This window comes from Variovorax sp. PBS-H4 (genome assembly GCF_901827205.1).
In the GTDB taxonomy this organism is placed as follows: Bacteria; Pseudomonadota; Gammaproteobacteria; order Burkholderiales; family Burkholderiaceae_C; genus Variovorax.
Window position 1 is genome coordinate 19,455 of record NZ_LR594675.1, and the last position, 15,088, is coordinate 34,542.

General features: G+C 68.5%; 12 protein-coding genes. 1 reads left to right on the forward strand and 11 read right to left on the reverse strand.

Annotated elements, in window-relative coordinates; all coding sequences use genetic code 11:
- Positions 1 to 10: 10 nt before the first annotated feature.
- The 8 genes from E5CHR_RS00095 to E5CHR_RS00130 form a co-directional block, all read right to left on the reverse strand.
- Entirely contained in the window at positions 11 to 904 is an 894-nt protein-coding gene (locus E5CHR_RS00095) for an ABC transporter permease (protein WP_162577797.1), read from the reverse strand.
- 129 nt (positions 905 to 1,033) lie between these two features.
- Positions 1,034 to 1,978 carry an ABC transporter permease gene (locus E5CHR_RS00100; RefSeq protein WP_443083106.1) on the reverse strand — a complete coding sequence of 315 codons (945 nt, stop codon included), beginning with the start codon at positions 1,976 to 1,978 and terminating at the stop codon, positions 1,034 to 1,036.
- Between the two features lie 2 nt (positions 1,979 to 1,980).
- Positions 1,981 to 3,255, reverse strand: a complete 1,275-nt coding sequence (locus E5CHR_RS00105) for an ABC transporter substrate-binding protein (protein WP_162577799.1) — start codon at positions 3,253 to 3,255, stop codon at positions 1,981 to 1,983.
- Positions 3,256 to 3,296: 41 nt separating this feature from the next.
- Positions 3,297 to 4,400 (reverse strand): ABC transporter ATP-binding protein, encoded by a 1,104-nt coding sequence (locus E5CHR_RS00110; RefSeq protein ID WP_162577800.1) that lies wholly within the window; start codon positions 4,398 to 4,400, stop codon positions 3,297 to 3,299.
- Between the two features lie 86 nt (positions 4,401 to 4,486).
- A complete protein-coding gene (locus E5CHR_RS00115) occupies positions 4,487 to 5,764 on the reverse strand; it encodes a biosynthetic peptidoglycan transglycosylase (protein ID WP_162577801.1) in 1,278 nt (425 codons plus the stop codon).
- 13 nt (positions 5,765 to 5,777) lie between these two features.
- Positions 5,778 to 6,359, reverse strand: coding sequence for a hypothetical protein (locus tag E5CHR_RS00120; protein ID WP_232061899.1), 582 nt, complete (start codon positions 6,357 to 6,359; stop codon positions 5,778 to 5,780).
- A complete protein-coding gene (xrtQ, locus tag E5CHR_RS00125) occupies positions 6,337 to 7,269 on the reverse strand; it encodes an exosortase Q (protein ID WP_162577802.1) in 933 nt (310 codons plus the stop codon). Before xrtQ ends, E5CHR_RS00120 begins: the two co-directional genes overlap by 23 nt.
- A gap of 13 nt (positions 7,270 to 7,282) precedes the next feature.
- The gene (locus tag E5CHR_RS00130; protein WP_162577803.1) at positions 7,283 to 9,355 is read right to left on the reverse strand and encodes a VIT and vWA domain-containing protein; all 2,073 of its coding nucleotides are present in this window, start codon (positions 9,353 to 9,355) and stop codon (positions 7,283 to 7,285) included.
- Positions 9,356 to 9,555: 200 nt separating this feature from the next.
- On the opposite strand from E5CHR_RS00130, the gene E5CHR_RS00135 reads away from it, so the two are divergent.
- Positions 9,556 to 11,895 (forward strand): penicillin-binding protein 1A, encoded by a 2,340-nt coding sequence (locus tag E5CHR_RS00135; protein WP_162577804.1) that lies wholly within the window; start codon positions 9,556 to 9,558, stop codon positions 11,893 to 11,895.
- A 142-nt stretch (positions 11,896 to 12,037) separates the two neighbouring features.
- On the opposite strand, the gene creC is transcribed toward E5CHR_RS00135, so the two are convergent.
- The 3 genes from creC to E5CHR_RS00150 all read right to left on the reverse strand — a co-directional run bounded on the left by creC (position 12,038) and on the right by E5CHR_RS00150 (position 15,061).
- Positions 12,038 to 13,471: a two-component system sensor histidine kinase CreC gene (creC, locus tag E5CHR_RS00140; protein ID WP_162577805.1), complete on the reverse strand. Its 1,434-nt coding sequence runs from the start codon at positions 13,469 to 13,471 to the stop codon at positions 12,038 to 12,040.
- Positions 13,472 to 13,529: 58 nt separating this feature from the next.
- A complete protein-coding gene (gene creB / locus E5CHR_RS00145) occupies positions 13,530 to 14,288 on the reverse strand; it encodes a two-component system response regulator CreB (protein ID WP_162577806.1) in 759 nt (252 codons plus the stop codon).
- 83 nt (positions 14,289 to 14,371) lie between these two features.
- Positions 14,372 to 15,061, reverse strand: a complete 690-nt coding sequence (locus E5CHR_RS00150; protein WP_232061900.1) for a TIGR04325 family methyltransferase — start codon at positions 15,059 to 15,061, stop codon at positions 14,372 to 14,374.
- Between the last annotated feature and the right edge of the window lie 27 nt (positions 15,062 to 15,088).

Sequence of the window (15,088 nt, forward strand, 5' to 3'; positions counted from 1 at the left end):
GTCATCGGCATCAGGGCCGCCGGCGCGTGGCACGCTGGCGCAGCCAGGCGGCGCTGCCGAGCGCGATGGCCATCACCGCCAGCGAGACGACGGTGGTCACCGTGCCCAGCGCGTAGATGGCGGGCGTGGTGATGGTCGAGGTGAGGCCCTGCAGTTCCAGCGGCAGGGTGTTGACGTCTCCGATGGCCTGCGAGGTGCGCGCGATCTCGTCCCAACTGAGCGTGAAGCCGAACATGCCGATGCCGATGATCGACGGCCCGATCAGCGGCAGCACCACATGCCTGAAGCTCTGCCACGGCGTGGCGCCCAGGTCGCGCGCGGCCTCTTCGTAGGCCGGGTTGAAGCGGTTGAAGACCGCGAACATGATCAGCAGGCCGAAGGGCAGGGTCCAAGTGAGGTGCGCTCCCAGGGCGGAGCTGAGCAGGCCCAGCGCGGTGCCGTAGTTCTCGAGCGCGCCGTGGGCCTCGAATGCGGCGAGAGCGCCCTTGATGCCGCTGTCGACCAGGCGGAACTGCAGGCCGATGCCCAGCGACACGATGATGGAGGGCATGATCAGGCTCGCCACCGTGACGAAGAAGAGCGCGTTGCCGCCCCGAAGCTTCTTGCGGAAGGCCAGGCCCGCGAGCACCGACAGCGCGACCGTCAAGAGCATGACCACCGTGCCCAACATCAGCGAGCGCCTGAAGGCCGCGCCGATGTCTACCGTGCCCAGGCCTTCGGCGAGCTTGTGGAACCAGTGCAGCGAGACGCCCCGCAGCGGAAAGGTCAGGCCGCCTTCGGGTCCCTGAAAGCTCAGCACGAAGATGGTGATCATCGGCCCGTAGAGGAAGAGCACGAAGAGTGCGAACACGATCGCCAGCGGCCAGAAGCCTGCGGCGCGCGCATTCGACACGCGCGCATGCATGTCAGTTCGCCCACCGCGCAACGCGCGGGCGTGTTCGGGAAACACCGTGGAACCGGCTTCGCCGGGCCACCGGTGTTGCCCCCTCGAGGGGCGAGGCGGCGACACGAAGTGAGCAAGCAACGGGGGTGGTCATAGCTCCTTGCGGATGTCGACCAGGCGCGTGAGGCCCCAAATGATCATCAGCACCACGGCGAGCAGGATCATCGCGTTGGCGGCCGCCAGCGGGAACTGGAGGTAGGAGGTCTGGACCTGGATGATCTTGCCGACCGAGGCGATCTGCTGGCCGCCCATGACGCCGATGGTGACGAAGTCGCCCATCACGATGGTGACGACGAAGATCGAGCCGATGAGAATGCCGGTGCGCGAGAGCGGCACGACGACGTTCCACAGCGTCTGCCACCCGGAGGCGCCGGCGTCGCTGGCCGCTTCGAGCAGCGAGCGGTCGATGCGCATCATCGAATTGAAGATCGGCACGATCATGAACATCGTGTAGAGGTGCACGAAGGCCAGTACCACCGAGAAATCGGAAAACAGCAGCCATTCGACGGGCGCGTCGACCAGGCCCAGCCCCACCAGGCCCTGGTTGACGAGCCCGTTGCGCCCGAGCAGCGGAACCCAAGAGATCATGCGGATCACGTTGGAGGTCCAGAAGGGCACGGTGCACAGCACGAACAGCAAGGTCTGCATGCCCGGCGAGCGCACGTGGAAGGCCAGGAAGTAGGCGACCGCGAAGCCGATGGACAGCGTGATGGCCCAGACCAGCAGGCAGAACTTCAGCGTGCTCAGGTAGGTCGAGAAGGTGACGCAGAAGTCGCCGTTGTCGGTGAGGTGCGAGCAGCCTTCGAAGATGCTTGCGTAGTTGCGCGGCGTGAGCGCCGGGATGAGCTCGTACTCGTTGAAGTTCCAGAGGCTGACCATCGCGATCAGCGCCAGCGGGATCAGGAAGAAGAGCAGGAAGACCGCTGCAAAGGGCGCGGCCTGCCACCAGGGCTTGATGGCGTGCATGGGCATGGTGCCCCCGGTCGGGGATGGGAGTCGCGACACGAAGTGCGCAGCGACCTGGGGGCGAGCCAAGGTCACGCTGCGACGAACTCGTTCCATTTCCGGACCATGTACTCGTTCTCGTCCATCACCGCGTTCCAGCAGGCGATGCCGCCCATGCGCTGCTCGTAGCTGCCGCCGTCACGCACCGCGCCGGCCTTGGCCAGCAGATCACCATTGGGACTCTTGATGTCTTGCGTGGCGGCCTTGCCCTCCATCCAGTAGGCCCACTCATAAGGCTCCATCTTCGCCTTCGCGGTTTCGAGCACTGCGCTGTAGTAGCCCTGGCGGTTGAGGTAGGCGCCGGCCCACCCATCGAGAAACCAGTTGATGAACTCGTAGGCGCCGTCGAGCTTCCTGCCCGACAGGGTAGCCGGCAGGCCGAAGCCCGCGGCCCAGGCGCGGTAGCCTTCCTTGAGCGGCTGGAAGTTGCAGGCGATGCCCTTGGTGCGCACGGCCGTCACGGCTGGCGACCACATCGACTGGATGACGACCTCGCCCGAGGCCATGAGGTTGACCGATTCGTTGAAGTCCTTCCACAGCGCGCGGAACTGACCTGCCTTCTTGGCTTCGATCAGGGTCTTGATCGTGAGATCGATCTCGGCCTTGGTCATGTTGCCCTTGTCGGCGTACTTGTGGAGGCCCTTGGCCTCCACCACCATCGCGGCGTCCATGATGCCGATGGAGGGGATGTTGAGGATCGCGGTCTTGCCCTTGAACTCGGGATTGAGCAGTTCGGCCCATGTGTCGATCGGCCGCTTGATCAAGTCGGGCCGGATGCCCAGCGTGTCCGCGTTGTAGACCGTCGGGATCAGCGACATGAACTGTGTCGGCGACTTGGCGAACACCTTGCTCTTCTCGCCATCCAGGAAGATCACCTTCTTCGGCGCCGTGCCCTGGTCGCCGACCTTCTTGCCGCCCACCTCGCCCTGGGTGAAGAGCGGGGTGATCTTGTCAGCGTTCTTGATCTTCCGGGTGTCGATGCCCTTGAGGTTGCCCGTGGGCACGATCTTCTTCAGCGAGAAGTATTCGGTGTCGATCAGGTCAAAGCTGTTGGGCGCGGTCACCGCGCGCTTGGTGACGTCGTCCGTGGTGACGGCCACGTACTGGATCTCGATGCCCGTGTCCGCCTTGAACTTCTCGGCGATCGCCTTGTCCTGGTTGACTGCGGTGCCGAGGTAGCGCAGCACCGTCTTCTCCTGCGCGTGGATCGCAGGGAACACGCCGGCGGCGAGGATGCCTGCCGTGCCCTGAAGCAGGGTGCGGCGCTGCACGTCTTTTCCGAAGGTCGAGTCGATGGGTTCAGACATGGAGGGGCTCCTGATGCGCGGTGATGAACTGAGTGAATGGGTCAGGCGGCCATCGCCGCGAGCGCGGACAAGGGCGCGGGTCGCGACACCGGCCCGGCGGGCGGTGGGTCCTGCGGACGGACCGCACCGGGGCCCAGCGCACGCGCATCGGACGGCGACCACGACAGGCGCACGGCCTCGCCGACGCCGTACGGACGCGTTCCGAAGGTCTTCTCCGGCAGCAGCACCGAGACGCCCCTGCGCTCGGGCGCCGCATCCGCAAGTTCCAGGCCGACCAGCACATAGGTGCCCTGGTACTCCACGTCGGTGACGCGTGCCGCGAGGCCGCGCTCGCCGCCTTCGGGCGCGATGCGCATGTGATCGTTGCGCACCGCGATCAGCCCGCTGGGCGTCTCCAGCACGTTGTGCCCGCCCATGAAGCGCGCCACGAATTCGCTGGCGGGGTGGTTGTAGACCGCGTGCGGCGTGCCCACCTGCTCGATCAGCCCATGGTTCATCACCACCATCGTGTCGGCCAGCGCCATGGCCTCTTCCTGCGAGTGCGTGACATGGATGAAGGTCAGGCCCAGCTCCTTCTGCCAGCGCCGCAGCTCGGCGCGCATCTGGACGCGCAGGAAGGGATCGAGCGCGGACAGCGGCTCGTCGAGCAGCAGCACGCGCGGCTCGGTGATCAGCGCGCGCGCCAGCGCCACGCGCTGCTGCTGCCCACCGGACAGCTCGCCCGGCTTGCGCTGGGCCAGCGGCCCCATGGCGACGCGCTCCAGCAACTGGCCGGCGCGCCGGTGGCGCTCGACCTGCGAGACGCCCTTCATCTTGAGGCTGAAGGCCACGTTGTCGAGCGCCGAGAGATGCGGGAAGAGAGCAAAGCTCTGGAACATCATGGCGGTGCCGCGGGCCGCGGCCGGCAGGTGCGTGATGTTGCGGTTGTCCAGCAGGATGTCGCCGCTGGTGACCGGCTCGTGGCCCGCCACCATGCGCAGCGTGGTGCTCTTGCCGCAGCCTGAGGGGCCGAGCAGGCAGCAGTAGCTGCCGCTGGCGATGCGCAGGTCGATCTGGTCGACTGCGGGCGGCGCGCCGCCCGCGTAGCGCTTGCTGAGCGCCACGATCTCGACGGCCGCGGGCGGGGGAGCGGAGGCAGCATCCATCGAGAGCGGCATCGCAAGATGGATGCCAGCGGCCGCCGGGCTTGGGCGCGTGCTGTCGCGCCGTCTTGGTGCGGTCTGTGCCCGCTTCAGGGCGGCGGTGCGAAGCGCGCCGCGGCGATGTTCCTTTGCAGCGACTCGCGCTGGCTGCGGGTGATCCCGCGCAGGCCCTCGGCCACCCATTTGGCGCGTTCGACGTCGATGTGTCCGTCGCGCTGCCACTTCTCGAGCGCCGCGCCGGGGTTGTTCAGCATGGCAGCCAGCCAGACGGCCTGCGCCGGCTCCAGGTTGCGGGCACCGCGCTTGAAGTAGCGGCGGGCCGCCGCCTCGGCGCCGCACAGGCCGCCCGGGCCCCAGGGCGCGTTGTCGAGGTAAAGCTGCAGGATGCGCGGCTTGCCCAGCGTCTGCTCCATCTCCACCGCGTAGAGCAGCTCGCGCAGCTTGCGCTCGGCGCTGCGCTCGCTGCCGGTCACGACCAGCCGGGCCAGCTGCTGGCTGAGGGTGCTGCCGCCGCGCTCGATCCGGTCGGCCTTCTGGTTCGCGTCGAGGGCGGCCGTGAGCTCGGCGAGGTCGTAGCCGGGATGGCTGAAGAAGCGCTGGTCCTCGGCCGCGATGACCGCGCGCGCGAGCCAGCTGTCGGGGGCGAGCCGGCTCGGCGGGCCGCAGCTGGTGCGGGTGTCGAGCAGTGCTTCGGTGCCCAGGCCCTCGACGCTGAACTGCTCGATGCGCGGATGCAGCGCGAGATGGTTGGCCGGCAGGTCGAGCTGGGCGCGCAGTGCCAGCGTGCCGCCGATGCGGGCCCGCTGCAGCTCGGGAATGGCAGGCGCCAGCACGCTGTACCAGCGGGCGATCGGTGCGTCGGGCGCATCGACGTGGATCTGCAGCGACTTCTGGGTGAGCTTGCCGTCCCAGCGCGCGCGCAGCACGTTGTCGCCGGCCAGGCTGGACACGGTGGTTGCGGCCGGCGTGGCTTCGAGCAAGCCGTTGAGGGAGCCGGCATCGCGGCGGGCGGTGAAGCGCAGGTTGTCGAGGCGTATTGGTGCATGGCCGAGCGCCGGCACCGACGCGCTGCAGGGCGCGCAGTCCAGCTCGAGGGTGCTGGCGGTCTCGTTCCAGCCGACACGCACGGGGCCGTGCTCGGTCTCGAAGCTGCGGCCCACCAGCCAGGGCGCGAACCAGGAGGAGGTGGCGAGCCGGATCGCGGTGGGCACGCCGACCTCGAGGGCAAAAGGCCCGGCCTTGACGCGGGTCGGCCACTCGCCCGGACCGGGCGCCAGCGCCAGCTTCACGACCAGGTAGACGGCGACCGCGGCGGTCAGCACCAGGGCCAGCAGCCCGAAGAGCAGGTAGAGCAGCGCTTTCTTCAAAAATGTCTCTCAATCACTCGGATGCGATCGGCCTGGCCAGGGTGACGGCCTGCCAAGGCCCCCTGGACCGGCCACCAGCGGCCGCCCAGTACCAGGCTGAAGTGTCGGTGAAAGCCGTGCCCTCGGCATCGACGATGCGCTCGCAGACTCGCAACTTTCGTCCGTCGGGGCCCTGGGTGACGAAACAACGCCACAGTCGATCCTGCGGATCGCGTTCGAGCCGGGTCTCGCCGATGCGGAAGCCGAGCGCCCGGTAACAGTCGGCGGCCGGGTGCAGCATGCGCGCGGGCGCGTCGACCTGGCGCAGCACCACGGTCTGCTGGCCGTCGCTCAGGCGGGCGATCGCGCCGGGGAAGCGCTCGGCAAAACGCTGTTCGACCGCACCCAATGCCATTGGCCGCAGCGCGGCGCCGTCCCAGTGGCTCGGCCATTCGTGAAAGGTCGCGACCGGCGGCGGTGCCTGTGGTGCCCGCAGGGCCGAGGCGGCGGACCACAGCAGGCACAGCGCCATCGCCCCTGCGAAGGCCGCCTTGTGCGCGATGCGATTGAGGAAGCGGTTGCCGAAGCAGCGTTCAAGACAAAGCGGTATCGACACGGCGGGCTCCGGGGGCGGTGATCAGGCCGGGAATGGCAGTGGGAGTGAAGCAAGGCGCGCGGGGCGCCGGCGCCATCAGTTGCGCGATGGCGCCGCAGACCAGCGCCAGCACGGTCAGCCCCATGGCTTCGTGCAACCAGGGCGCGAGGGCATGGCCCGCCCCTTCGAAGCCCACGAGCACGCTGTTGCGCAGGATGTTGCCGGCCAGCACCAGCAGGCCGACGGCCGGCAGCCGGGCAAGGAAGCGGCGGTCCCCGTGCCGCGCCCACAGTGCCACGGCACAGGCCGTGAAATAGCCGAGCCAGGCCATCTGCACGCCGGAGCAGGGCGCATCGACGATGACCCGCCGGCCATCGACCAGCAGGCTGCTGCCTTCGCGCAACACCGAGAAGCCGGGCGCCAGCAGCCAGCGGCTGGCTTCCGCCGTGATCACGCGCAGCGGATAGCCGGCATAGAACTGCAGCGAGGACAGGAGCGGCAATGCCAGGACCGCCAGCCCCAGCACGGGCAGCTTAGCGACCTGGCGCGGCAGGAACGCCAAGAGGCCGGCGGCGAGCGCCAGCACGGCGACCAGGCCCGCCGCGAGCGGCGGGAATGGCAGCAGGGGGCCGATGCCGGTGCGCAGCAGGGTGGCTGCCACGGTGCCGGTGCCGGCGAGGGCCAGCCAGCCGAGGCGCGGCGCGTTGCGCAGCGACCGGCGCCTCGACCACGCGAAGAGCGCGAGCGCGCCGAGCGCCAGCAGGCCGAGCGGATCGTCGGCCCCGTCCTGCAGCCGGCGGGCCATCCAGAGCCAGGTCGGTGCCAGCGCAGCGGCCTGCAGCGCCAGCCAGGCAGCGGCGGGCGCGCGATCGAGGCGAATGCCCGAGTCGAACAGGCGCGGATGCGTGCGGGCGAATTGGTCGAGGGTCATGCATGCGTCCTCGTTATGCCGTGAAGCGACGCGGATCATGGCGGCGCGCGCGGCGGCGCAGCATGGCCAGCATCGACAGCAGCACCGCGACGGCGCCCCAGGTCTCGGGCTCCGGCGTGCTCGGCACTTCGGCACCCAGCGTCGCTCCCTGGCCCAGCGCCAGTTCGCTCACGCCCTTGGGCAGAGGCTGCGGCTGGTCGACCGAGGTGCCGGCCCGCGGCGCGGGGTTGCGCACCACCTTGTCGACCGCGATGAAGCTGGTGTACTGCGTGAGCAGGCCATAGCGCAGGCCCAGGTCGGTGATGCGCTGCCGGAAGGCGTCACCCCCCTCCAGCGCCTCCTGGTCGCTCAGGCTCGCGATGCGGTGCCGTGCCCACAGGCTGCGCAGCGCGGCGGCATCCTGGCGCGTCTTCCCGTCGATCACCAGCTCCTGGCGGTAGGGACCTTCGGCGCCCTGGCCCTGGATGACGACGCGGCCCTTGGGTTCGCCGCGCCACTTGCCGAACAGGATCACCGGTCGCTCGCCGAGCACGTCGGGCAGCGCCTGGGGTTCCACGTCGTACACATCGAGGCCGTCGAAGCTGGCTTTCACGTGGGTGAGCACCGGCGACTCGACCATGCGCTTGAAGCGCGCCGCCTGCTCGGGCGCCTGGACCGGGTCGGTGATGATGAAAGGCTCGCCCATCCCGGCGCGCGCCAGGCCTTCCATCAGGTGCCGGTTGACCGAGCTGCCGATGCCGAACGCGAAGACATTGGCCTTGGACAGGTTCCGCCGCACCAGCTCGAAGGCCTCGCGCTCCACCGTGACATAGCCGTCCGTCACGACCACGACGGTGCGCGACACCTCGTCGGCCTTGGGCTCGGCATAGACGCGCTTGAGCGCCGGGATGAGCTCGGTGCTGCCACCGCCGCCGTAGTTCCTGATGGTGGCGAGTGCCTGCTCGATGTTGGCGCGGGTCGCTGGCACGGACTGCGGCGAAAGCATCTTGCTGCTGCCCGAGAACAGCAGCACGTTGAAGGTGTCGCTGGGCCGCAGGCCGCCGATGAGCCGCTCCAGCAGCACCTTTGCGGTGTCCAGCGGAAAGCCGTGCATCGACCCCGAGATGTCGACCACGAAGATGTAGTCGCGCGGGGAGATGGCGTTGGCCGCCACCGACTTGGGCGGCTCGACCATCGCGAGGAAGAAGTTCTCTGCGTTCTCGCCTTGTCCGTGATAGAGCATCAGGCCCGATTCGATCCTTTCGCCCGCCAGGCGCCAGTCGAGGATGAAATCCCGATTGCCGGCGGGCTCGCCGGTGTGCGCCAGCGTGATGTCGGCACGCTGGTCGTCGTCGCGCTTGCCGACGTCGATGGCGTGGGTTGCGGAGCGCACTTCCTTGATGCCCAGCGGTGTGTCGAGCGCGACCTTCATCCTGAACGTGGTGTTCGGCGCGACGCCCGCACGCAGGGTGGGCTGCGCCGCCCACTTTGCATGGGCCTGGGACGATTGCGGGCTGTTGTACCGGGGGCCCACGACCGTCGGGAACACGAACTGGTAGTTGCCTGCCTGCGGCACCAGCAGCTCGGTGTAGCGCAGCTCCACCTTGACCTCGTCGCCCGGCAGGATGTTGGCGACGTTCATCTGGAATACGTTGGGCAGGTGCTGCTCCAGCAGGGCGGCAGTCTTGCCCTCGTTCTTCGCGGCGTCGTACTCGATGCGCGCCTGCTGCTTCTCGCGGATCTGCGCGGCGATCAGGCGATCGCCCAGCCGCACGTTGAGTCCGCTGACCGCGGCGCGCGTGGAGCCCGGGAACACGTACCGGGCCTCGATGGCGCGCGTGCCCTCGTTGCGGTAGGTCTGCGTGACGGTGACGTCGGCGATCACGCCCGAGACCTTGACGTCGACCGCCGTCTCCTTGAGCGGCAGTGCATCGACGGCGGGGTCGTCGCTCTTGATGAAGAAGTACGGGCTTTCTGTCTTCAGTCGCGGGCCGGGTGCTTCCTGTGCATGCAGAGGCCGCGCGACGAGCAGCGCGAAGCCCGCGCTCGCGAGGCCCAGGGTCGCGAGCCAGAGCCAGCGGCCGGGGCGGATGATGATGGCTTCCATGGCGTTGGTCCTTTTCCCCTCGATTCGTGCAACGGTGCACGGGCTCGACTGTCGAGAGGGAAGGCGAAGAAAGTTGGAAGCCTTCTTGAAGCACGCGGCGTCGTGTGAAGGCCGTGTGAAGTCCCATGCCGCGCGCACTTCACATGCGCTTCGGGTCGCACGCCCAGCATCGGCCCATCGTCATCGATGAGGAGATTTCCATGCTTGTGCGGCTTCGACGTCCCGTGCTCATCACGGTTTCGGGCTTGCTGGTCCTGGCCGTGCTGCTGATGGCTGCCTTCATGCTGCTGGGCCCGCAGCTGCCGGACGTTTCCGAACTCTCCGACTACCGGCCCAAGCTCCCCCTGCGCGTCTACACCGCGGATGGCGTGCTGATCGGCGAGTTCGGCGAGGAGCGGCGGGAGCTGGTGCCCATCGCCGAAGTGCCGAAGCAGCTCAAGGATGCCGTGGTGGCGGTGGAGGATGCACGGTTCTACGAGCATCGAGGCATCGATCCGAAGGGCCTGGTGCGCGCGGTGCTGGCCAACCTGCGGCACGGCGTGCACCAGGGCGCCTCCACCATCACGCAGCAGGTGGCGCGCAACGTCTACCTGAGCGCCGAGCGGACGCTGTCGCGCAAGATGCTGGAGGCGCTGCTGGCCTTCCGGCTTGAGCAGCATCTGAGCAAGGACCAGATCCTCGAGATCTACATGAACCAGATCTTCCTCGGCCACCGCGCCTACGGCTTCGCCTCGGCATCGGAGCGCTACTTCGGCAAGGCCTTGAAGGACATCACACTGGCCGAGGCTGCCATGCTGGCCGGCCTGCCGAAGGCGCCGGGCACCAACGACCCGGTGAGCAATCCGCGCCGCGCCCGCGCTCGGCAGCTCTACGTGCTGGACCGCATGGTGGCGACCGGTGCCATCAGCGCAGCGCAGGCGGCCGAGGCCAAGGGCGAAGCGTTGCGGCTGCGCGACCCTTCCGAGCCGAAGCGCCTGCATGCCGAGCACGCGGCCGAGACCGTGCGGCAGCTGATGGTCGCGCAGTACGGAGCGAGCACCTACACGCGCGGCTTCAAGGTCTTCACCTCTCTGGTGGCGAGCGAGCAGGCGGCCGCTTATCAATCTCTGCGCAAGGGCATCCTCGACTATGAGCGGCGGCAGCCCTGGCGTGGGCCGGAGCGCTTCGTCGAGTTGCCCGCCGAATCGGACGATCGGGCCTTGCTCGACGACGCCGTCGATGAGGCATTGGCCGACCATCCCGACAACGGCGATGTGCTCGCCGCCGTGGTGCTGCGGGCCGACGCAAAAGAGGTGGTGGCTGTGCGCGGCAATGGTGAAAGCATGAGCATCGTGGGCGAGGGCCTGCGCACGGCGCAGGCCGGGCTGTCGGCGCGAGCCGCGGCGAATCTGCGCTTGCGTCCCGGTGCGGTGATCTACGTGATGAAGAAGCCCAACGGCGCCTGGGAGATCACGCAGTTGCCCGAGGTCGAAGGCGCCTTCGTGTCGCTCGACCCCCGCGATGGTGCGATCCGGGCGCTGGTGGGCGGCTTCAGCTTCGACCGGAACAAGTTCAACCATGTGACCCAGGCCTGGCGCCAGCCGGGCTCGAGCTTCAAGCCCTTCGTCTATTCAGCGGCGCTCGAGAAGGGCTTCACACCGAGCACCATGGTCGACGACGCGCCGCTGTTCGTTGACGGCGCGACCACGGGCGGCTCACCCTGGGAGCCGCGCAACTACGACGGGACTTTCGAAGGCGCGATGACCTTGCGCCGCGCGCTCGAGCAGTCGAAGAACATGGTCACCATCCGGGTCCTGCAGTCGATCGGGCCGCGCTATGCGCAGGACTGGATCAGCCGCTTCGGCTTCGAGCGTGCGAAGCACCCGGCGTACCTGCCGATGGCGCTGGGGGCGGGTTCGGTCACGCCGATGCAGATGGCGGCGGCCTACGCGGTCTTCGCCAACGGCGGCTATCGCGTGAGCCCCGCGCTGGTGACGCGCATCACCGACCACAAGGGAAACGTGCTGGTCGAGGCACCACCGCCGGTGCGCGACGAGACGATGCGCGCCATCCCTGAGCGCAATGCCTTCGTGGTGAGCTCGCTGCTGCAGAGCGTGGTGCGGCACGGGACCGGCTTCAAGGCCTGGCAGGCGCTGCGGCGCGAGGACCTGCATGGCAAGACAGGCACCACCAACGACTCGATCGATACCTGGTTCGCGGGCTTTGCCTCGACGCGAGTGGGCGTGGCGTGGATCGGCTACGACACGCCGCGCCAGCTGGGTGTGCGCGGCGAGACCGGCGGCAGCCTGAGCCTGCCGATCTGGACCGGCTACATGCAGGCGGCCCTGCAAGGGGTTCCGGTTGCGCCCATGGCGGTGCCGGCAGGGGTGATGCAAGTCGACGGCGAGTGGTACTACGACGACTACGCGCCAGGGCGCGGCATCGCGAGCCTGGATCCGGCCATGGACGCGGTCCCGCAGGCCGAGGCGCTAGCCGGCGTGCCCGTCGGCGAAGCGCCGACGCCGGAGGAACGCAGCAGCATCCTCGATCTGTTCCGCTGAAGGACATGCAACTCGCCCCACCGCGGCCGGCGACGCCAAGCCCGTTCGGGAGACACCGCGGAACCGGCTTTGCCGGGCCGCTGGTGTCGCCCCCGGTGAGGGGGTGGGCGGCTACACGAAGTGAGCCAACCTGGGGGAGAGCCTATTGCACCAGCGGCAGCGTGAGCGTGGCCAACGCACCGCCGCGCGGCGCATTCGCGAGCTCGATGCGCCCGCGGTGCAGCGCGGCGATCTCCTTCACGAAGGCGAGTCCGAGGCCAGTGCTCTTCTTCTGGCTTTGCGGGCGCGCCAGCGAATAGAACTTTTCGAAGACCTTGTCCTTGGCGTAGTCGGGAATGCCGCGGCCATGGTCGCGCACGGTGACGCGGGCCTCGCGCGCGTTGGCATGCAGGGCCAGCGCGACCTCGGCGCCGGCAGGCGAGAAGTCGATCGCGTTGTCGAGCAGGTTGCTGACCGCGCGCCGCAGGAGGAAGGGGTCGCCCTCGACATGGGCCTCGGCGTCGATGGCCACATGCACGCGGACCTCGCGCGCCGCCGCCGCGCCTTGCGCGCTGGCCGCCACCTCCTGCAGCAGCGGCGCGAGCGCGACGGTCTCGCTCCGGTCGAGTGCGCGCTGGGTTTCCAACGCGGTCAGCTCCATCATGCGGTCCACGATCTCCTGGATGCGCTGGGTCTCTTGCGTGATGTTCGCAAGAAAACGTTCGCGCTCGGACTGAGGCATCGAGGGCTCCTGCACCAGCTCGGCAGCACCACGGATGGCCGACAGCGGGCTCTTGATCTCGTGCGTGAAGGTCTGCACGTAGTCGGCGACGTAGCTGCGGCCGGTGAACGCATCGCGCATTTCGCCGAAGCCGCTGCGCAAGGTGTCCACCGCGCGGCGCAGCATGCGGGACACGCTCCAGCTTTGCTGCTTGCGCAGCCAGCGCCAGTAGTCCGAGATCAGGCCGAAGGGCCGCACCAGCCAGACGGAAAAGATCAGCGCGCCCACCAGCAGCGCAAGGGCCGAGCCCACGCCCACCCACAGCGTGCGGGTGCGCGCGTCCTCGACGAACTGGCCGAAGCTCTGCACCGGCTTGCCGACGCTGACCACGCCGACGATTTCGTTGTTCCAGCGCACCGGTGCGGCGGCGTACATGACAGAGGTCAGCGGGTCGCTCTCGATGTCGCGCGAGGTCCGCGCGCCGTAGAGGCCCGCCAGCGTGCGGCTGACGTCGCTCCACCGCGAGAAGTCGGCGCCGGTGCTGCGGCCCAGCGAATCGAAGAGCACGCGCCCGCTGCGATCGGTGACGTAGACGCGCAATTCCACGCGACTCTTGTGCAGGTTGTAGATCTGTGCCGAAAACTGGCGCCCGTAGACCGAGCGGAACAGCGGCTGCAGCCGCGCGGTGTTGATGGCGCCGGCAATCACGTCCTGTTCGACCAGGCTGGCCATGAACTGCGAAGTCTCTACCAAGGACTCCTCGGCCGACTCGCGGTAGCGCGGGTCGATGTCGACGACAACGCGGTAGAGCAGGAAGGCGATGCCGGCTGCGTAGACCAGCAGGATTCCGATGAAGATGCGGGTTCTTCGGCTCATGGCGCCCCCGCGTTCCGCACTTCGTGTCGTCGCTGCGTTCTTGCCGGCCTGGCACGCTTCATCGCAAAGGAAGCTCTTCGTTGAGGGCGTAGCCCGTGCCGCGCAGCGTGCGGATCGCCTCGACCTCGGGCGCGACGGCACGCAGCTTGGCGCGCAGGGTCTTGACGTGGGCATCGACGGTACGGTCGAAGCTCTCGCTGGCGTCGTCCCACACGAGTGCAAGCAGTTCGTCGCGCGTGAACACGCGGCCGGGACGTTGCGCGAGCAGCTTCAGCAGCCCGTACTCGTAGCGCGAAAGCTCGAGCAGGCGGCCGTAGTAGCGGATCTGCATGCGCTCGGCATCGAGCGAGAAAGGCGAGGGTGGCCCGCCGCTCGTAGGTGGCGCTGCGGCGGCGGGCCCGGGGCGCGCCGTCGAATGCCCGTTGCCGCGCCCGCTGCGCCGCAGGATGGTGCGCACGCGCGCCACCAGCTCGCGCGGCGAAAAGGGCTTGGCCACGTAGTCATCGGCGCCCAGTTCGAGGCCCACGACCCGGTCGATCTCGTCGCTGCGCGCCGTGAGGAAGAGCATCGGCACCTCGGCGCCGCCCTGCTCTCGGTTGAGCGCCTGCAGCCGCTTGAAGAGCTCGAATCCGTTCATGTCGGGCAGGCCCACATCCAGGATGGCGAGCGCGGGCGGCTGGGCCGCGAACTCGGCGATGGCCTCCTCGGCGGTAGCGCACCAGACCGGTATGAAGCCGTCAGTCCGGAGCACGTACTGCAGGGTGTCGGCGATGCCGGACTCGTCTTCGGCAATCAGGATCCGCGGGTGGGAAAGCATGGGGCGGATGGTAGCGGCCCGAAGCGTTTGCGCACCGCGGCGGATGGCAGCCGGACACGCGCCTGGCGCGCCGGGCCGTGGGCTCAGGCCTGCTGCAGGTCGAAGCAGCAGCCCGCGTAGAAGGGCTTGTCGCCGCCATCGACGAAGGGCACCTCGATCGCCTTCCCCTCGTTGCGCCAGGCGTCACGCCGCCTGTAGCCGGAGGCAGCCAGGTCGGCCATCAGCTCGTCATGGTGCTGAATGCGGTAGGGGCAGACGGCAAAGCCGATGCTGTTGAGCGTGTAGATCGTGCGCTCCGGATGCACGGCGGTGGTGTTCAGCACGATGCGCCGCGGCTTGACGGGCAGCGCAGCGATGATCTCCGAGATGCGCTGCTGCAGGTACTGCAGGCTGCCCGAGGCGTAGAGCACGTCGTAGCCGCTCGCGTCCCGGAAGTCGGTGCTGAAGCTCAGCTGCGCGGTGGCCTCGCGCTGCACCGCAAGCTCGCGGCCGGTCTTGACCACCGTAGGCACATCGCACACCGTCCAGCGCAGGTCGGCCGGGTAGTTCAGCATGCGGCGAAAGGCGTAGTACTTGATACCGACGTGGCCGCCCAGGTCGAAGATGCTGCGCATCCCGTCGTCCAGCGCGCGGCCGATCCAGAACAGGCCCGGATAGTCGTAGGGCGCGACCTGGTGGCTGTAGAAGGCGTCGGCCGGCGCGTTGTCGTAGCCGACAGCCTTGCTGGGCGGCGCACCGGCCTCGGCCGCGGCAAAACTTTCGAATGAACCCATGAAGAGGTTTTCTTCGCGGTTCTCCAG

Excerpts from the sequence above, each read along its gene's own strand:
- E5CHR_RS00095 (WP_162577797.1), bottom strand. The coding sequence starts at position 904 with ATGCATGCGCGCGTGTCGAATGCGCGCGCCGCAGGCTTCTGGCCGCTG.
- E5CHR_RS00105 (WP_162577799.1), bottom strand. The coding sequence starts at position 3,255 with ATGTCTGAACCCATCGACTCGACCTTCGGAAAAGACGTGCAGCGCCGC.
- E5CHR_RS00110 (WP_162577800.1), bottom strand. The coding sequence starts at position 4,400 with ATGGATGCTGCCTCCGCTCCCCCGCCCGCGGCCGTCGAGATCGTGGCG.
- xrtQ (WP_162577802.1), bottom strand. The coding sequence starts at position 7,269 with ATGACCCTCGACCAATTCGCCCGCACGCATCCGCGCCTGTTCGACTCG.
- E5CHR_RS00130 (WP_162577803.1), bottom strand. The coding sequence starts at position 9,355 with ATGGAAGCCATCATCATCCGCCCCGGCCGCTGGCTCTGGCTCGCGACC.
- E5CHR_RS00135 (WP_162577804.1), top strand. The coding sequence starts at position 9,556 with ATGCTTGTGCGGCTTCGACGTCCCGTGCTCATCACGGTTTCGGGCTTG.
- creC (WP_162577805.1), bottom strand. The coding sequence starts at position 13,471 with ATGAGCCGAAGAACCCGCATCTTCATCGGAATCCTGCTGGTCTACGCA.
- creB (WP_162577806.1), bottom strand. The coding sequence starts at position 14,288 with ATGCTTTCCCACCCGCGGATCCTGATTGCCGAAGACGAGTCCGGCATC.
- E5CHR_RS00150 (WP_232061900.1), bottom strand. The coding sequence starts at position 15,061 with ATGGGTTCATTCGAAAGTTTTGCCGCGGCCGAGGCCGGTGCGCCGCCC.